At 37.8% G+C, this 19,196-nt stretch carries 16 protein-coding genes; 5 read left to right on the top strand and 11 right to left on the bottom strand.

What is annotated here, in order from left to right:
• Window positions 1–362: 362 nt before the first annotated feature.
• The 3 genes from ACP6PM_RS11705 (at window position 363) to ACP6PM_RS11695 (ending at window position 6,727) form a co-directional block, all read left to right on the top strand.
• Complete coding sequence (locus ACP6PM_RS11705; protein WP_426584775.1) at window positions 363–1,319, top strand: Rpn family recombination-promoting nuclease/putative transposase; 957 nt, start codon at window positions 363–365, stop codon at window positions 1,317–1,319.
• Window positions 1,320–2,106: 787 nt separating this feature from the next.
• On the top strand, window positions 2,107–5,691 hold the full coding sequence (locus ACP6PM_RS11700) for a tetratricopeptide repeat protein (protein ID WP_426584773.1): 3,585 nt from the start codon (window positions 2,107–2,109) through the stop codon (window positions 5,689–5,691).
• A gap of 64 nt (window positions 5,692–5,755) precedes the next feature.
• Complete coding sequence (locus ACP6PM_RS11695; protein WP_426584772.1) at window positions 5,756–6,727, top strand: tetratricopeptide repeat protein; 972 nt, start codon at window positions 5,756–5,758, stop codon at window positions 6,725–6,727.
• 182 nt (window positions 6,728–6,909) lie between these two features.
• On the opposite strand, the gene ACP6PM_RS11690 is transcribed toward ACP6PM_RS11695, so the two are convergent.
• The 5 genes from ACP6PM_RS11690 to ACP6PM_RS11670 all read right to left on the bottom strand — a co-directional run bounded on the left by ACP6PM_RS11690 (window position 6,910) and on the right by ACP6PM_RS11670 (window position 10,037).
• Entirely contained in the window at window positions 6,910–8,397 is a 1,488-nt protein-coding gene (locus tag ACP6PM_RS11690) for a tetratricopeptide repeat protein (RefSeq protein WP_426584770.1), read from the bottom strand.
• A gap of 151 nt (window positions 8,398–8,548) precedes the next feature.
• Complete coding sequence (locus ACP6PM_RS11685; protein ID WP_426584768.1) at window positions 8,549–8,740, bottom strand: hypothetical protein; 192 nt, start codon at window positions 8,738–8,740, stop codon at window positions 8,549–8,551.
• Window positions 8,727–9,200, bottom strand: coding sequence for a PIN domain-containing protein (locus ACP6PM_RS11680; protein ID WP_426584766.1), 474 nt, complete (start codon window positions 9,198–9,200; stop codon window positions 8,727–8,729). The genes ACP6PM_RS11685 and ACP6PM_RS11680 overlap by 14 nt, the downstream gene beginning before the upstream one ends.
• 97 nt (window positions 9,201–9,297) lie before the next feature.
• A complete protein-coding gene (locus ACP6PM_RS11675; protein WP_426584764.1) occupies window positions 9,298–9,630 on the bottom strand; it encodes a XisI protein in 333 nt (110 codons plus the stop codon).
• A gap of 14 nt (window positions 9,631–9,644) precedes the next feature.
• Entirely contained in the window at window positions 9,645–10,037 is a 393-nt protein-coding gene (locus ACP6PM_RS11670) for a XisH family protein (protein WP_426584762.1), read from the bottom strand.
• A 385-nt stretch (window positions 10,038–10,422) separates the two neighbouring features.
• Between ACP6PM_RS11670 and ACP6PM_RS11665 the strand changes: the two genes are divergently transcribed.
• Window positions 10,423–11,328: an Rpn family recombination-promoting nuclease/putative transposase gene (locus tag ACP6PM_RS11665; RefSeq protein WP_426584760.1), complete on the top strand. Its 906-nt coding sequence runs from the start codon at window positions 10,423–10,425 to the stop codon at window positions 11,326–11,328.
• 357 nt (window positions 11,329–11,685) lie between these two features.
• Here the strand turns inward: ACP6PM_RS11665 and ACP6PM_RS11660 are convergent, their stop codons facing one another.
• Together ACP6PM_RS11660 and ACP6PM_RS11655 are read right to left on the bottom strand one after the other, a co-directional pair.
• Complete coding sequence (locus tag ACP6PM_RS11660) at window positions 11,686–11,976, bottom strand: type II toxin-antitoxin system RelE/ParE family toxin (protein WP_426584758.1); 291 nt, start codon at window positions 11,974–11,976, stop codon at window positions 11,686–11,688.
• Complete coding sequence (locus ACP6PM_RS11655; protein WP_426584756.1) at window positions 11,964–12,311, bottom strand: hypothetical protein; 348 nt, start codon at window positions 12,309–12,311, stop codon at window positions 11,964–11,966. The genes ACP6PM_RS11660 and ACP6PM_RS11655 overlap by 13 nt, the downstream gene beginning before the upstream one ends.
• Before the next feature lie 172 nt (window positions 12,312–12,483).
• On the opposite strand from ACP6PM_RS11655, the gene ACP6PM_RS11650 reads away from it, so the two are divergent.
• The gene (locus ACP6PM_RS11650) at window positions 12,484–13,041 is read left to right on the top strand and encodes a Uma2 family endonuclease (RefSeq protein WP_426584755.1); all 558 of its coding nucleotides are present in this window, start codon (window positions 12,484–12,486) and stop codon (window positions 13,039–13,041) included.
• A gap of 1,052 nt (window positions 13,042–14,093) precedes the next feature.
• Here ACP6PM_RS11650 and ACP6PM_RS11645 read toward each other — a convergent pair.
• From ACP6PM_RS11645 to ACP6PM_RS11630, 4 genes are all read right to left on the bottom strand, one after another.
• Entirely contained in the window at window positions 14,094–14,957 is an 864-nt protein-coding gene (locus ACP6PM_RS11645; RefSeq protein WP_426584753.1) for an OmpA family protein, read from the bottom strand.
• 75 nt (window positions 14,958–15,032) lie between these two features.
• Window positions 15,033–16,136, bottom strand: coding sequence for a DUF4335 domain-containing protein (locus ACP6PM_RS11640; protein WP_426584751.1), 1,104 nt, complete (start codon window positions 16,134–16,136; stop codon window positions 15,033–15,035).
• Window positions 16,137–16,312: 176 nt separating this feature from the next.
• On the bottom strand, window positions 16,313–17,488 hold the full coding sequence (locus ACP6PM_RS11635) for an RRXRR domain-containing protein (protein ID WP_426584749.1): 1,176 nt from the start codon (window positions 17,486–17,488) through the stop codon (window positions 16,313–16,315).
• 196 nt (window positions 17,489–17,684) lie between these two features.
• Window positions 17,685–18,587 (bottom strand): sulfite exporter TauE/SafE family protein, encoded by a 903-nt coding sequence (locus ACP6PM_RS11630; RefSeq protein ID WP_426584747.1) that lies wholly within the window; start codon window positions 18,585–18,587, stop codon window positions 17,685–17,687.
• Window positions 18,588–19,196 lie beyond the last annotated feature (609 nt).

The following is a 19,196-nucleotide window of genomic DNA, read 5'->3' as shown; positions in this document are numbered from 1 at the left end:
ACCGAGAGGATTGAAGATTAGGAAATATCATTTCTTCTCTTGGTCGATTAGATATGGCTAGGTTTCTGATGCATCCAAGGACCGCTTTTTTCCCCTATCCAAGGGGAGGCTTTAAACCACAATTATTTAATTAACAATTAATAATTAATAATTCGGTAAGCATTCAGCTATTAGCAGTCAGCTAGTGCAGGATGGCAGAAATAAGTGCTAGCTTTTGTAGTCAGATTTTTCTGACTCCTTTAACAAAAATTTCCCTATATTCAATTCCGTTAAGTTTTTCATTGATGTATTAATGAAACAAAAATCATACCAGTTTAGGAAAGGTATAATACTAATTTATCTACTCCCTACTCCCTATATTTATGAAATTTATCAGTCCTAAAACCGACTTTGCCTTTAAAAAAATCTTTGGTTCTATTCATAGTCAAAATATCCTCATTAGCTTTCTTAATGCCATAGTCTATGACAATCAAAATATCATTCAATCTCTAAAAATAATTAACCCCTATAATCCAGGAGTTACTAACTCTCTAAAACAAACTTATTTTGATGTCAAAGCATTTTTAGATAATGGTTCTACTGTTATCATTGAAATGCAGGTATTGAATGTAGAAGAATTTCAAAAACGAGTAATTTATAACTTAGCCAAAGCCTATGGTAATCAACTAGATTCAGGGCAAGGTTATATGATGTTGCAACCTTTTATAGCTTTAACAATCGCCGACTTTGTTTTATTTGAAAATACAGAAAAAATGATTACTAAATTCAGATTTAAAGAAGAGACAGAATTGTTTAATTACCAAGATGAATTAACATTAATGTTTGTAGAATTACCCAAATTTAAAAAAGAATTATCAGCCTTAGAAACCCTCAGTGATAAATGGATATATTTTCTTAGTTCGGCTCCAAATTTAGAAGTAATACCAGAATCATTAGAAGAAGTATCAGAAATACAAGCAGCGTTAAATATAGCGAATAAAGCGAATTTAAGTAATGAAGAATTAGAAGAATTAGAGCAACAGGAAAAGTCAATTAGAGATAATAAAGGACAAATTAGTCTAGCGAGGATGGAAGGCCGAGAAATTGGATTGGAAGAAGGCAAAGAAATTGGACGGGAAGAAGGCCGAGAAATTGGACGGGAAGAAGGAATAGGGATATTAGTTAAACGTCAAATTAGTCGCAAGTTTGGAGAAATATCTCCAGAAGTTCAGAATCAGATAGAACAATTATCTCTGGAAAAATTAGATATTTTAGGTGATGAAATTTTTGATTTAGCAACAATAGTAGATTTGGAAAACTGGTTAGCTAATCAACAATAAAGGTCATTTCAGTTATCAGTTATCAGTTATCAGTAACCTCTGGCTGAACCATCAGGATTGAAATAATGAAATTTTATCTTTTCATCCCCTATCCAAGGGGAGGCTTTAAACCTCTTTTTTTGGTAACATTTATAAGAGGTTGTTTGAGAAGTCATCGATCCCCCTAAATCCCCCTTAATAAGGGGGACTTGACCTTGTATTTCCCCCCTTTTCAAGCTATGCTTTATAAACATCTTTCTTAACATAAAACTTGACAAGTTCAGTCAGTTATGCACGAGTATTGAATCAGCTTTTTTCTGAGAAATAATGTATTGAATTAGACATAAAGAAGTGAGAAATGCACACCAAGATTCTTGCTCCCCCCTCTCCCCCCTCTCCCCACCCTCCCCACAAGGTTTTCAGGAGTTCCTTATAAGGGATAGCTTTTCAAGGGGGGCTAGGGGGGATCTAAATCAAAATTCATACTTTTCAAATATCCTCTAACACAGACATCTTGCCTGTCACAAATGAAATCTGCTGTAATGTTTTGCTGTAAACTGAAAAAGACTTTCAAACCTACCAAGGATTTTAATCCTTTGCTAATAGAACAGGACTTACGCATATTGACTGTTAAACCAGCATCTGTAGGGGCGAATGGTATTCGCCCTCCCTATATGTAGAGTCCCTGCGTAAGTCCTGAGAATTCTTGAGCAAGCCTTTCTAAGGGGGGTTTGGGGGGATTGGTTAACCAATAACTGTTAACTGAAAAAGCTGATAACTGATAACTGATAACTGATAACTGAAAAAGATGACTGCTTTTGCTACAGGAAATAAACTTTTGCGGGAAGGAAAATTAGAGGAAGCGATCGCTTCTTATGAAAAGGCCATTGAGTCAAATCCCCAGTTTGCCTGGTCTTACCAAAATTTAGGGGAGGCTTTGGAGAAGGCGGGGCGGTTAGAGGAGGCGATCGCTGCTTTTCGTCAGGTGGTGGCTATAAATCCGCAATCCCCCTGGTCTCTCTACAAGTTGGGGATAATGTTGAGTCAGCAAGGCCAGTTTCAGGAAGGGGTAGGTTATTTAAGTCGAGCGCTCGATCTAAAAAAAGATGTGCCTGAATTTTATCTGGGTTTGGGAAGTGGGTTGGTGAAGTTGGGGCAATGGTCTGAGGCGGTGGAATGTATCGATCGGGTGATTCAGTTTTCTCCAGACTCCCAATCTCCTCACCCTACTCCCTACTCCCTACTCCCTGCTCCCTACTTAACAGAGGCTTATTTTTATTTGGCAGAAGCTAAGTCTGGGCAAGGGCAATGGTCGGAGGCGGTGGAGTTTTATCGCCAGAGTTGGGAAGTTAATCCGGGTAGGGTTGATTGTTGTATTGGTTGGGCAAAGGCTTTGGGTAAGTTAGGACGATGGAGTGAGGCGGTGGAGTTGTATCGTCAGGGGGTGGTTTTTTCTGGGGAGTCTGGTGAGGTTTTGTTTGGTTTGGGTCAGGCTTTGGGGCAGTTGGGTAGATGGGAGGAGGCGGTTGATGAGTATCGGCGGGCGGTTGGTTTGGGCTTTGAAGGAGCGGAGGTGAAGCATCATTTGGGGTATGCTTTGGGGCAGTTGGGTAGGTGGGAAGAGGCGGTTGTTGAGTATCGGTTGGTGGTGGAGATTAATCCGAGGTCTGCTGTGGTGCGGCATCAGTTGGGGTATGGGTTGATGCGGTTGAGTAGATGGCGGGAGGCGGAGGTTGAGTTAAGGAAGGCGGTGGAGTTGCATCCGGAGTCGGCTGTGGTTTGGCAGCAATTGGGAGATGTTTTAAGGGAGTTGGGGGAGAGAGAGGAGGCAGTTGAGGTTTATCAGAGGGCATTCAATTTAACGGCGGAAGCGGAAACAAAAAATGATTCCTCTTCAATCAAAAAAAGAGAATCTGAAAAAAGAGAAGTAACAAACTCAAAAATTAGTCTTGTAGGTACAGAGTCGCAACTATCTACTTATAAAAATTTTCTTAGACCAGTTAATTTTTCTGCTAAAGATTTAGGAGTAAGGCTATGGGGGGGTTACTCAAGATACATACTTCCTGTACTCGAAGAAATTACACACGATATCACTGCATCAAAAAGAGAACGTAGTGAAGCAGCTTGGGAGTTAGTTCAGTGGTATTATCTAGAAGGTAATTATGAGCGATGTTTAGAGAATATTGAGCTAATTAAAATATTTCAGAAAAAGCCAGAGCAAAAGATTTTGCTTGTAGAGGTTCAATGTTTGATCCAGCTTAATCGCATTGTGCTAGCTGATGAGCGTTTAAACTTCGCTATCAAAGAACGAGGAGAGAGAGCAGATTTTTTACTTTTAAAAGGAAACACCCAACGTTTGATTTGTTTAGCAGAAGGAAAAGAATCTGAAGCCTCTTGTTTGCAGTTAGCTTATATTAATCAGGTATACGAAAAAGTTGGAATTGCACCGCTTAAATTAAAAGATGCTAGTTTGCCACTACACATTTCTAATATTACTGCAAGTGCTAAAGCGAAAATAACCGAACAAAACATCAAAGTATCTGTTATTATGCCTGCCTACAATGCAGAAAAAACCATACATATTGCTCTTGAAAGTTTACTAGCACAAACATGGAAAAACATCGAAATCATTGTTGTCGATGATTGTAGTAATGATAACACCTGTGGAGTAGTAACTGAATATATTAAACAGGACGATCGGATTAAGCTAATAACTAAAGAGATTAATGAAGGTGCATACCCAACAAGAAACCGTGGATTAGAAGTTGCCACGGGTGAATTAATTACGGTGCATGATAGTGATGACTGGTCTCACCCACAGAAAATTGAGTATCATATCGATGCTATGAAATCCAAAAACTCTTGTATTGCTGTGATGTCTTATTGGTTGCGAGTCGATGAAAATCTCATGGTAGTTGGAATATGGAAACCAGGCCCTAACCTTTTTGAGGCCAACCTTTCATCTCTGATGTTTAAAAGAGAGATACTAGATAAACTTGGAAGTTGGGATAGTGTAAAAATTAGTGGTGATTCTGAGTTTAGATATAGATTAATTAAACTTTATGGTTCAAATGCAATTTACAACATACCAAAAGAAATGGTACTTTCCTTTGGGCTTTTAAGGCCAGATTCCTTAACCCGAGCGAAAGCTACTCATGTCAAAACACTAGACTTTGGACTAAGAAGACATTATCGAGATGCTTATGAATATTGGCACTCTCAGCCAGAATTTAAATTATCACCAAAGCTTTCTCAGGTCGGCAGACAGTTTCCTTTACCTCTAGGTAATCAGATCAAAAAGTTGGAAGTCCAATTCTATGATTTGATTGTAATATCAGATTTTGCTCTAAAAGGCGGAGCTTTCGTATCTACTCTTAACTATATTGTTGCAGCTTGTAGACTAGGAATGAAGGTAGCAGTGGTGCATTGGCGAAAATATGAGCTGAAACCGCAAAAGCTTAACTATTGCTTTTATGATGTCTGCGTAAAATATGGGGTAGATATACTAACTCCGGGAGATCGGGTAGATGCAAATTTTGTGCTGTTTGGGTATCCAGCTATCATTCAGTATAAGCCTGATGCTTTCCCTTACATAAATACTACAAAATTAATTGTGATCATTAACCAATTTACTGCACGTTTAGTTGATGGTTCCGACTCTCAGTACGATCCAGATATTGTTAGGGCAAATCTCAAGAGTATGTTCGGACAAGAGGGCTTCTGGATACCGATTTCATCATGGGTTAAACGACTAATGAGTGAAGATAAACGTTATCCAAACCCTTACTCAAATCCTTGGTATCCGATGATAGATGTTGAGCAATGGTGTAGACAAACACTTCGCTGGCGTGGCCAAGAAAGAAAAATTCCAGTAGTTGGTCGCCATGGACGGGATGCCTACAGTAAATGGCCAGAAGAGTTAACTGCTTTGAAGAAATCTTATGGTGTAAATCTGCCTTGGGAAGTTAGGTTGTTAGGGGGTGCGGAAATACCAATTGATTTAATTGGGGAACAACCTCAAAACTGGCAAGTAATACCTTTTGATAGCATCAGTGTACAAGAGTTTCTGGAAGATTTGGACTTCTTTATTCATTATCCCCATGAAAATTATATAGAGGAGTTTGGTCAGGCAATTATAGAGGCCATGGCAGTTGGTATTCCTGTAATTCTACCTTATAAGTTTAAAGAAACTTTTGGGGATGCAGCGTTATATGCAAATCCAGAAGATGTAAATTCTAGAGTGCAGCAACTGTGGTTAAATGAAAGCAAATATTTGGAGTGTGCTAAAATCGGTCGAGAATTTGTGAAACAAAACTGTGATCTGATGAAGTTTGTCGATCGCCTTAATTCTTTGGATGGCAATGAAAAAGTTGGTCAATTAGCAGTAAACTAATAGTTATTATTATCAAAGTTTTTATAAAAGCTTATTGTTAATTGTTAAATTTGAGGTTTTAAAGATGAGAGTTAGTGACTTTAGCCAAGGTAATCAGTTTTTACGGAGTAAAAAATTGGAAGAAGCAGTTGCTGCTTATCACCGGGCGATCGCTCGCAATCCAAGTTTTTATTGGTCTCATCATAGGTTGGGGAAAGCATTAGAGCAGTTAGGGCGTTTGGAAGAAGCGGTTGCAGCATATCGTCAGGCGGTGGAGTTAAAACCAGATGCAGCTTGGTCTTATTTTCATTTAGGGCAAGTGCTGAGACTATTAGGATGGAAAGAAGAAGCAATCCAAGTGGAAGCAAAGATAGTTGAGGATCAAGAGAAGTGCGTCAATATGCGGTCGCTTTTAGAGCCATCTTTGAATTCTCAGAGTCAAGGGAGTAAGGATATCTCAACAAGTCTTAAAGATGAAATAGCGAAGCAAAAATCATCATATTGGTCTCAACGAGAAAACAATATTTATATTTTTGCCATTCGGCAAATTATTCATAAGCTTGGCAGCGATGCCACCTCAATTATAGATGTAGGTTCTAATGGATGTCCTTATCTCGATTGGTTTAAATGGATTCCGGAACGCTACTCTATAGACTTGCGGAAACCTTACAAAGCTCCCGGTATTGTTGATGTGACAACAGACTTTTTGAAGTATACTCCGGAAAAACGTTTCGATTTGTTAATGTGCCTTCAGGTAATTGAACACGTCCCAAATGCTAGAGCTTTCTGCCAAAAATTACTAGAAACTGCGCGCCTGTTAGTGGTTTCTGTGCCCTACAAATGGCCAAAAGGTCAAACGAAAGGTCACATACACGATCCGGTAGATCTAGAAAAAATGAATAGTTGGTTTGGACGAGAGCCTAACTACCAAAATATTATACAAGAAGTAGAGTCTCCATCTCGTCGTCTTATATGTATCTACAACACAGAATCAAATAAAAAATGGGATAGAGTTAAAGCAGTTAAAATAGATAAATTACCTACTGCAAACCTGTAATTTATGAGCTAAAGCAGATTGGTGATATCAAACTGGTCTAATTGCACATATATGCAATAGATTTATTGCGAATTAAGCAAAAAAAATGACTAAAACTCTCATCAGTCAAAGCTTATTTTTAAAGTAGATAGTCGGCTGAAAACCCTATCGAATTAAACAAAAGCAACCAAAAAAGCTCTCTTTTACGATAACGAATAGCCATATATTTCGCTTATCTCAACCAACTGATTTAGAAGATCTGCTTCCTTCAGTTCTGATAGTAAGCGAACGCAACGACGATTATTTGGATTTCTAGTATTACAATTTGTTTCATCAAATATTTTATACTTATGAAAGCTAAGATTAAGCTTTTCAAATAATACTGTAACACCATCTTCAATTTTGTGATGAATTACTTCTTGCTCATAGCGGCGCTGAATCTTTTGATGCCAGTGCAAGTACCACTTACAACATTTGACAATTTCTGGATCTGAGGCTTTGATTTCTGGTATGTGCTGAAGAAGGTAATTAGTGTAGCAGTTATCTTTACGGTTAAAAAAACCAAAAGCTATCAATGATTCACAAACATTTTCCGGATGGCGAGTTAGGTGAACTATTTTAGTATTGCTAGGAATTATGTCTGTACCCAGAAAGGGAACTGCTAACCAACTTGAGTCTGCTTCAAACTGTGTGTAAAGCTTCATTCTATTTTCTACGTCTGCCCTGGTTAATTTAGGTTGCTTAGATGACAGCAGACCAAAGAACGCTTCATGACCACACCTTACGCCTATGCTTTTCAAAGCTTCTGACATAAACTTTGTTCCACTTCTAGCAGTCGCTACTATTAAATACTTTAGTGAACTATTTGGCTCGACTAAATGCTTTAATGAACTATTCGACTGTACCGGCTCCAATTTTATTTGATTTTTGAGAATAATAGGTAATTCGCTATACAAACCCCTAAAACCTATTTTGGCATACTTTATTTTAGGTGGAGTCAATAAATTAACCCTGTATTTTGAAAATTTCTTCTCTTGAGTTTTTATTGATCTGCTTGCCACGCCTAATTTTAAACTTTTTATATAGGGAATTTCCTCATTGTCTTTGTCAAACAATTCAAACTCTATCAATGATTTGTCTGAGGTAGCGACTTCTGAAAAAGCTTCTACAGTCAGAGAATAAATAGATTTAGGTTTAAGTAATACAGTAATCCATTCAGGAGTTTCGGTCAGTTTCAGATAGTTTTTATTTGTGTCAAAATAATAAGTATTAGATTGAATTACATAGTTGTTTTGGCTGATTTTGTTTGTGAGAAGTACATCATCTAAAGCTTTTTTATTTTGATTTAAAATATAATCAAAGATTAGGCAAAGATTGTAAATTTTAGGGTTAATTGCTACTGCATTCTTAAAATACAAGATGGCATTACGAAAACTACTAAGCTGAATTAAAGTTTTACCTAACTGATAGTTAAACCAAGCCGAATTTGGATTAATTTCAATTGCCCGTCGATACTCAACAACACCCTCATCTAACTTTCCCTGCTTAACAAAAGCATCACCCAAATTATTATATGCCCAAGCAAAATTAGGATTAATATCAATAACCTGATGATAAAGAGCGATCGCCTCATCCAACCTTCCCTCTCTCTTCAACCTATTAGCCTGCTTCAACAACTGACCAGCATTCATACCCTCATTACCCATAACAACCCAACCACAAATTTACTCAAAAACTTAATTTTACCCCAAAAATTCCTGTTTCATCTGTTTCCCTCTACTCCCTGCTCCCTCTTTTATGGAGATACCTAATAGCTTCCCCAATGAGTTCTATAAATCATTTTTAAGAATTTCTAATCCGCTCCAGGTCTTGCAAAAATTCTTCCCGCGTTACTCCTTGAAGTAACTCTTCTCGTTCCTTAGTATAATCACCATACCCCCATCCCACTTGTTGTAAAAAACGAATGGTATTAATTTGACCCAAATTATCGACCAAAACTTGATAAGCTTTTCTTCTAAGTTCAATTGGTGTCATTTCCAGTCTCTCCTTTTTCTTGAAAAATAGTGATTAACCAACTAATAGGGTTGCTTAATTTTACTTGGAGCAATTCCTGATAGTTATTTGCCTTTTTCAGCAAGCGATCGTCTGTGGTTAATAAAACATCCGCATTAGCCTTTTCAGCACAGGCAATGTGAAAAGAGTCATACAATCCAAATCCTAAGCTTTCTAATATTTGCGAGCGCTCCTGAATAATATTATCAATGGTAACTTTTATTGTAGCCATTTGTAAGATTTTCTGGATATTTTCTAACTTCTCCAAATCAGTCATTTTGTCCAACTCTACGGCGATTGCTTCACTGGTAATAAGTTGCCAATCTTCAGAGCTAATTCGAGCTGCAATATTAAGAACTGCTTCTCCTTCAAAGCGAATACGCTCTTGCGTCCAATCATCAAAAGGACGATTTAAGCAGCAAACATCAAAATAGATTTTCAATCATCCTCCCCTCTCTCTTCAACTGATTAGCTTGCTTCAATAACTGTCCAGCACTCATACTTTCAATACCCATTATTATTTAGCTTTAAATTTATCATTAACTTACAGAAAATTCCGAAAACTGTCGCACATAAGGGGAGCGAAAACCCAAAACCATATCAGACTTAGGCACACCTAAATCTAATAATTGTTGAGCAATTCCTGACTCAGTAAAATCTTGGTGAATCCAAATTTTGTTATCTTTAATATCAACATGAATAGGGCAGCCATAATCCCGTTTTTCATTTTGCCAACGCCAAGAAATTAAGAGGTAGTGATTTCTTTCTAAATCTAAAATAAGTTCTGTTTCATATTGTGAATCCTGACTATGATATTGATAGTGTTCTTTAACTATTTGGGTGACAATTTCTTGATAATTTAATCGCTCCATAACACAATTACCTCTTATGACGGATTAAAAATTATTAGTTTAACTTGATAGGTACTTACAGAAAGTTGAATAAAGGAATCGCTAAAAAAATCTCTATAAATATCTTCAGTAATTGCCAAATACAAAACTCGTTCAGGGTGGTTTATTTTTAAGGCTAACACATAGTTAAGAAATTGACCAAGGGCTGTATGAAATTCTGCCAAAGGCGACATTCCCAAAAAACTTTTTATTTCTACTGCTATTTTTTTGCCGTCTTTTTCAGCTCCAATAGCTCGTTCTCCACCAATATCAATATACAGAGATATTCTGGTACTAGCCTTAATAAATAGAGGATCGTCAGTAATTTGCCAACCATCTTTGATTAAAGCTGATATAATAGCATTATGAAAAATGTCTTTGGCTGGCATAGAACTAAAATTAAAACTATTATTAATCTGAGTGCAAAACACAAATCAACTAAAGTCAAGCATTCAAAAAATCTTCATAGAACTTATATAGCAATCCTAAATAGGTTGTAAGATTTGCTCCTAGGAGTTTGGTTTCCAAATACCTTAATGCTTGGGTTCGGAGACCAAACCCCTATAGTTTTTTCTGATGAATGATTTTATGTTGTTATATTATATAGTCAACTATAAATTATACCAGTTAAGTACCTGGACATAAATAAAGGAGAGTATATAAAAAAACATTAAGCCCCAGAAACCCTTGAGATTGCTTCGCTACACTCCGTTTCCCTCGCAATGACACAGTAAGGTTTAATTATGTCTGACTACTTAGAGAAAATATATAACCATGAAATTTATCAGCCCCAAAACCGACTTTGCTTTTAAAAAAATCTTTGGTTCTATTCACAGTCAAAACATTCTCATTAGCTTTCTCAATGCCATAGTTTATAACAATCAAAATATCATTCAATCTCTCAAAATAATTAACCCCTATAACCCTGGAGTTACTAACACTATTAAAGAGACTTATTTTGATGTAAAAGCACTTTTAGATAATGGTTCTACCGTCATCATTGAAATGCAAATATTGAACGTAGAAGACTTTGAAAAACGAGTAATTTATAACCTAGCTAAAGCCTATGGAAATCAATTAGATGCAGGGCAAGGTTATATGATGTTGCAACCTTTTATAGCTTTAACAATCACCGACTTTGTTTTATTTGAGCATATTGAGAAAATGATTACTAAATTCAGATTTAAAGAAGAAACAGAATTGTTTAATTACCAAGATGAATTAACATTAATGTTTGTAGAACTACCCAAATTTACAAAAGAATTGTCAGCCTTAGAAACCAAGAGCGATAAATGGATATATTTTATTAAATCAGCACAAAATTTAGAAGTAATACCAGAATCATTAGAATCAGTATCAGAAATAGAAGCAGCATTAAATATAGCCAATAAGGCAAACTTAAGCAATGAAGAATTAGAGGCATTGGAGCAACAGGAAAAGTCGCTCAGAGATAAGAAAGGGCAAATTAGTTTAGCGAGAAAGGAAGGAGAAGAAACTGGAATCAGAATTGGTGTAGTCAAGCAAATCTTACGTCAAATTCGCCGAAAGTTTGGAGAAATGCCTCCAGAAGTTCAGACTCAAATAGAGGAGTTATCTCTGGAAAAATTAGATATTTTAGGTGAAGAAATTTTTGATTTAGCAACAATAGCAGACTTAGAAAACTGGTTAACTAATCAATAAGAAAATAGCTAAACAAGGGGAGCGATGTATCACTTCATCCAACCTCCCCTCTGTTTTCAACTGATTAGCCTACTTCAACAACTGTCCAGCACTCATACCCTCATTACCCATAACAACCCAACCACAAATCTACTCAAAAACATTATCTTACCGCTGTCCTACCAAAAATACAACTTCTTTGAGTGTAGGGCGATATAGCTGCCACTACAACGAAATATTAACACCCTGCTCCAGAGAAACACTTTTCAACCAACAAAGCGATCGCCCCAACTCTCCCCCTAACCTCCTCCAAGACAGAAACCGACTTTTCTCACAGACTCTAAATATTCTCCAAACAAATTACGTTAGTTACTGGTATTAGCGAGGTCGATTTTCACGTCCGTGGTAAACACGCAAAATAATCACATCATCCTCAATAATAGTGTAATGAATTACATAACCGTACTTAACAAAAACAACCACAAGCTTACGCAATCCTGCAATTTCATCCACAATCCTACCTCGGCGGGGATTTTCCTGCAAACTTTCAGCAAAAGAAACAATTTTTTGTATCCCTCTTGCTGCAGCATCAGCATTGTTGACTTTAAGAAATTCATAATGACGGTTGAGGTCTTCAACTGCCATGTCTGTCCAAACTATCTCGGGCATGGTTTTTCTGCGTCAGTCCCTAAACTATCTGCCCATTCACGCACGCGATTATGAGCAACTGAGACACCTTGACCACGGTAAACTTCAAGAGCTAATTTACTTTGCCGAACCATTTCCTCTTCTGTCAAAGATATAAAATTTAATGTTGAATCTATCTCTCCATAATCTAGTAATTCTTCTGTTTTTTGATGGGATTCATTTATCAGTAATTCCTCAAAATATTCTAAATTACCAGATGAATTTACTAGCCATTTTAGGAGCAGATTTTTTACTTGCTCTCCCGGTAGTGGCTTCAGGCGTTCTAATATTTTCTGTCTGAGATTATTTGTTGTCATAACCAATATAGAATTTGCTATATATAATATAGTTGATAAAAACCATGAATGTTTCTTGAGTGCCTAAGTTCTGAATAGAATTTTGGGTAGTTGCTACTCGTCCTTTAGAACAGGACTTACGCAAAGACACTATCTATATATAGCGCATGGAAAATAACAGGAAATTAAGCTAATGACGACAAGCAAAATTCATTTGTGGACAGTAGTAGAGTATCATCAAATGATAGATTGTGGTATTCTCACACCAGAATCCCACGTCGAACTATTAGAAGGCCGTATTATCGAAATGAATCCCCAACGTGCCCCTCATGCTGCAACAACTCAACGGACATCTGATTATTTAAAATCTCAATTAATTCAGCAAGCTCATATCAGGATGCAGTTACCAGTTACATTATCAACTTCTGAACCAGAACCAGATATTGCAGCAGTTCATATAGATCCCAAAGCTTATGGCGATCGCCATCCTAGTCCACAAGAAATATTCTTTTTAATTGAAATTTCCGATACTACCTTGAGAATAGATCGGCAAGAAAAAACACTTATCTATGCTCGGGCAAATATTCCCGAATATTGGGTTTTAGATGTAGGCAAACGCCAAGCTTATATATATCGTCATCCTACACCAAAAGGTTATCAATCTGAAACTGTTTTGTACGATACTGGGATAATTTATCCCTTGAATTTTGCATCAGTTTCTTTATCCCTGACAGAAATGTTTTTGCCTTGATATTCTTCTATTGATTCTAGTCCGAAATAAGACTTTAATAGTTACGAAAAATCAAAATTCAAGCATTTAAAATCTTCGAGAATAATCTAAATTTGCTAAGTATTTGCTAAAATTTTGTTATTAATTAATAGATGCTGATTGAGTTTTGGAAAGGTTGGTGAAACTACCACATCTAAAATTACAAACCGAAATATAGCAATCTTATATGAGTTGTAAGATTTTAGCGCTAATGAGGAGCCAGGAGTTAGGAGTCAGGAGTCAGAATATAAAATTTTCTTAAATTCTATCAAAGTTATTCCAATTCCAATGCATTAATTCTATACTTGGGTAACACTTCAGCTATTAAGTAATTAATACAGATTAAATCACCTTTTTGTTAACTTGAGGTATTGACATTCTCCCGACGTTGCGCTTATGCGACAACGCGGGATTTCCAAACCTCGGAGCTGCGCTAACATAGCACCTGCCTCCAAGGCAAACCTCTTTCCGGTCTAAAGGCGCGCTCCACAGACAAGCCAGCGCGGTCTTGGGGGTCTCCCCCATGAGCGACTGGCGCTGACACTGCTAGCCCAGCAGCCTTATTTTTGCACTATAGCACAAAAGTGGTAAATACCGCAACATTGATTGGTTTTCCCATCTCTCAGCTCCCCTAATAGCTGCCGCACTTGCTCCGCCTTTCATGTCGGCGACAGCCGAAACGGGAGAGCGCGGGTCTTCAACCAACGTTGAGATAAATACGTTAATCCCGTCTTATGTTTACTTCTCCGTAGGGACGTTGCATGCAACGTCCCTACCTAGCATGCAACGTCCCTACCTACTCCCCTGCTTAAGTAAATCAGGACTTACGCATGAGCTACGAAAAACTAGGATTTGAGATTGCTTAAGAGTCGGTCGCAATGACGAAAATACGTTGCAGGTGCGTAAGTCCTATAAATATAGAAAAGCTTTTGAGAAATGTATCATTCCAATCGGTTTTAGAGATAGGTAATTATACATTATCCATTATCAATTATCCATTAATGAATCCCTACTCCCTCTTTATCTGGAGATGTCTATTTTCTAGAATTAATTTTCACCTCAATTCGACGATTACGTTGTCGATTAGTTTGAGAATCATTTTCTGCTATAGGGCGAGATTCTCCATAACCAATAGCTAGCAAACGATACCTTTGACCCAGATTTTTTGATAAATATTCTGCCACTGCTTCAGCTTGTAAAAATGACAATTCTCGATTTACCTTGACTTTACCTCGACTATCAGTATGACCAGAAACACTAATGGTCGCCTCTTTGTAATTTTTCAATTCACCAATTAAATTGTCTAGAATAATCCTTCCCTCAGAACGAATTGTATTACTACGCGACTCAAACAAAACATCACGAGGAAGCGTCACCATTTTGGTATCTTGAGTAAAAACTGGCTGAGAAAGTTTATTTATTTGTTCATTCTCACTTGCAGAAAGGGGGACAACTAATTGTTTAGCAATCAGATCCAATCTTGCCTCTAAATTTTGCTCGGGTCTACTGACACCTAATTGATTTTCTAAAGTTGTGGTCTCACCAATAAGAGTATTTAACTGTGTTTGTAATTGTTTAAGTTCTGTTTGTAGTTCCTGTCTCTGTGCCTCAGTTAGTTCAACTTGGAGCTTCAGAGTTTCTGGAGTAGATTCAGGGGTGGCGCTTTCCGATTGGGGCAACTGTTTTTTAGATACTATACCCTTAGCTCCACGAAGTAGTTTTTCTGCTATGGGTGTCTCTTGAGAAGTAGAGGGATATTGAACAGCGATCGCCATTCCCAACACCCAGGAAAAACCGCTAGCTACCACCAGCAGTAACAATCGAAATATTAAGGATAGTATTAACAGACCCATACCCGGAGACCTAGGGTTAATCTGATCGGGAGAAGATTTACTCACGGTTTTTCCATTGGAGACACTTTCAATTTGAATCCTACCTCAAAAACTGGTTTAGAGAGAATAAGACAATATACTTTATATTTGCCAAGGTTCTACTTCTAGGAAACCTTGTTCACTAAACAAGACCTTAAACTCAGCGGTAGATTGACTATTATCTCCAGCTACTGCCTGTTGGTTCAGTAAATTTGGTAGAGGAGTTTTATCCACCTCATCAGCAGCAGCAGGATTTATTGGTTTGTAGCCAATAATAGAACCATCAGCAGCCACTGTTACACGATAAATTAAATCTGCGCTAATTTCTATTTTCCAAGCATCATCAATTGTTGCAGAGAGTAAATTCTGCAATTTTTCAATCTCTGCTGGATCGGTAATTTCCGAACTGGTAGTCAAAAATGACTCTAAATTTTCTTCAGCTAGTCTCTCCTCAGAAGCACCTATCTGATCTGAATCATCTATAGCAGTCGATTCTGCAGAAGAGTCCAAAGCTTCAGGTTTTGGGGTAGGATTCAAAGGAGATTCCGAGGTACTTGTAGGAGATGTCTCTAAATTACCCACACTCTCATTTGATTGTGGTTGAGGATCTTTTGGACGTTGTACTTCTGGAATAGGTACAAAGAATAGAGCCAAGGCTGCTACTGCTAAACCCGACATTCCCACAGCAGCCGGTAGAACTTTTTGGGCTACAGGCTCTCCTGACTTGGCTTGTCTTCGAGAAATAGGTCTTACTGCCAAAGAGAAATCTGGTAAAGTCAGAGAATCGGCAAAAAACTGGTCTATGGCCTCAACCAGATCGAATAACTGAACTGTAGTTAAATCAATAATTCTTCCAGGTTTTTGATCCGCAATATTTCCACCAGAAACATTGCCATCAAAAAGAGTTAACCTGTGCAGATTGACATCTATTTTATTTAACTGTAGCAACTCTTGGCTCTCACTATGGTGTCTAGGGGAAGATATGCCACTCAGAAATTCCTGAGCATAGCTACTAACTTGCCTGACCAAACTTTCAAAAAAATCTCGTCCCCCAGTTAATGGTGGCTCTTGGCCATTAATATGACATTCAGCACTCATTAATATAGATAATACTTGCCCTGGACTTAAGTTAGTTCCTCCAGTATCACTCAAGCCTTGCAAAATTAACTTGCAGTTGGGCAAACTGTACTGACGTTGAATCGTCATTGCACTTAATTCTCCATAAAATTTGAAACCCGCAAGGTGCATAGCACCTTACGGAATTAACTATTCTAATATTTTGACATAGCAATTCTTCAAGAGGACTAATCGAGAGCCTGGAATCCACGTCTTTTTTGCATCGTGGAGGAAAGGCAAACGGCGATTTCAATCGCCGTGGCTGATTAAATAACGCAAAGTTTATTTGAACGACGAATAAGTTGGACTTTCGAGTGAGAAAATTGTCCGAGTCTTTTCCAGTTGTGGTCATAAACGCTAATGTTTTTGGCTTTAGCATCAGTGAAGCCACCAACCCATCCAATGTAAGTAAACCCTGCTTTTTTTGCTAAAACTTTATCGCCATAGCGGACATTAAAAGGAGTAATTGTCCCTCCTTTGCGTTTGCGAATACCGCCTTTCTCAGCATTATCAAAGTGCAAAGCGCGACGGAAATAGGCAGGTCTGGTTATAACTCGGAAAATGCAAGGAGTAATGTTAATCAAACCTTTCCATCCCCAAATATCGCTTTTTTTACCCGGGGTTACGCCGTGACGGACAAACTCACTTGCCGCCAAAGCAATCCCATCTACTGCATGAGATTCTGGTACTTGAGCCTTTTTATCTTTGATTTTCTCCAGCTTTAAATATCGGCGGATTTGACTGGTCCCGTTATTATTTTTCTGCCAACCATAAACAGTTTTAACTGGGGCAATAGACTTAAGTTGCTCTACACACCAGTGTTGCCCCACCATGACGGGAGAAAACCCTTGGCCTGAACGCGCCCTTTTTCTACCGCTAGTTAAATCGACATCAGTTTTAACCAATTCGTAAACAATTTTGCTAATAGGAAATACTTGAGAAATTTCAGTTATTATTCTGATTTCCATTTCCCTAGAAGCTCGAATAGATGGAGCTATTTTTCCTTTTTTAGTGCGATTATTAAATCGTTTTTGGCGATGAGCGCGTAGGCTAAAAGGTACTTTTGTGTTAATCCTTCTACCACGCCGTACCCGACGTTGCAATGCTCGGTTTCTAACATTTTTAATTACTTTGCCTTCCTTGATAACAGCAGAGCCAAGCCGTCCTTTAACGCGGTCGAAAGGCAAAACCAAATGGGCTGTAAAAAGGGTGAACTTAGCAGATTGAACCGCGATTCCCGTATAGTTTTTGCCAGGGTCGCAGCCAACTGCTATTTTCTGAGTTTTACGACCTGATGGTTCAGCTACCAGACGGACATAGTACAAGCCGATGTCATTCCAATGTTCTGTAGCTTTTCCGGACTTTACCCAACGGCAGGCCCGCGATGCTTTTGTCGGCATTGCAGGGGAACCGTCTGGATTGTGAACCGGTACTCTAATCATGGAGATAATCCTATTAGAACAAGTTGTGTGTCCCTAAGACCACCAAAAACGTTGTGTCTTGCATTGACGCAATGCCTTCACCCAAGAAAGCCAACAAATAGTCCGGGCTAGGGAAATACCCAGAGGTGTTATCGTTTTTGGCTCTGTGGTCTAGCCAACTCTTAGTTAAGCCTTGGGTGGCTCAAGCTGCGGGGCTTTAGCCCGCAGAAGTTGACGACTCTTGCTTAGAAAACTCGTAATTATAAGATTCTTTTTGATTTTGATGATAGATTTTCGTGCGGTACATCCAGTAATTTAAACAGGAGAATACGACTAAAGCTATCAAGCTGGAGTACATTACTATTGATGTCAAATTAATCACAATTAAAGAGGAAACAACTTCTATAAAAATTAGACCAATCAGGATATTGGCAATAGTTTCTCGGCGCAAAAGGTTACAACATATTGCCCCAAGAGGTGCCCCAACAACAACTACTGGAATTGCTGCAAACCAATAACTACGGACTGGATCTATAAAATCCTGGAAAACAAAGACTTGTAAAATAAATCCAGCCATAGCATTAACCGCCATTAGAATTACGGAGGTGGGGGTAGCAACCTTTTCGCAAAGGCCAAACAAAACTACCATGACAGAAAAAGTAAAGACATCAATACCACTACCAACTAAACCACTCATCATCCCTCCAAGAAATCCAGCTATTAGCCAAATTCTCTGCTCTTTAACTGTCCAAACTGGCATAGCTGTATGTAACTCTCTCGGCTGTTGGTTTAATTTTAATAAAGTAATCGCAAAGCTGGTGAGCATAACAGTGAAAGACATTTTAATTACATCAGGGGGTATAAGAGGGGCTAAAAAACCAGAGCCCATAAATACTCCTAAAAAGCCACCTAGACTACCCCAAAAAATTACCCGTAATTCTACTTTAATTCCAGTTAAAAAAATTGCAACGGCAGCAGCAGTCATACCTACACTTTGAATGGCAAGGGAAAATATTTTAGCATCAGAAGGTGAAATGTGCAGAATTTTGGTAAAAACCGGAAATGCGACAGCTTCTCCCCCCAAACTTGTCCCCCCAGCGATCGCTGACCCAAAGACCATTGTTAGGGCTATTTGCCAATTACCGAGTAAAGTTAACCATGTACTCCAGACTACGAGTGTGATAGATATTAAAATTGTGCGTTAGGAAACTAATTTTTTTAAGTTGGCTTTCAAATCCTAGTACCTCTTAATAATGTTGCAAAATTTATCATCTTTTTTTTATGCTCAACTTAGTTATTAAGCTAGTGAAGTTTTGTTAATTCTCTCCTAGATGCTCTGGGAGCTTACATAAATGTATTTTTAGGCCAGGGTGGGCTATATTACTAATTGCTAAATGTTAATCATTACTTTTGTTTATTTTTTTTGATAAATCTTATTATTTTTTTTTGATAAATCTTATTATATTGATATCTTTTGATTTATTTTTTGTCAATTATTAACCAAAAATCAGGCAACCCACCATTCTATTTTCTATAGCTGGTTTGTCGGTAAGCAGTAGAATAAATTTCTGAGTTTAGCGGTATAAAAGTATGAGGCGTACTTCGGTGTATCCCGATGACCAAGAAAATTAGGTTTAAAGCTTACTACTCACAGGAAGGTTAATAGTATAAATTTTGTCAAATATTTGTTTTAGTCAATTAAATATTTTGAAACCAGTGTTTAATTTTA

The sequence above is a fragment of the Dapis brunnea BLCC-M229 genome, from assembly GCF_050015995.1.
Classification (GTDB): domain Bacteria; phylum Cyanobacteriota; class Cyanobacteriia; order Cyanobacteriales; family Microcoleaceae; genus Trichodesmium.
The sequence above is the reverse complement of the archived record's forward strand: the minus strand, read 5'-3'. Positions and strand labels throughout refer to the sequence as shown.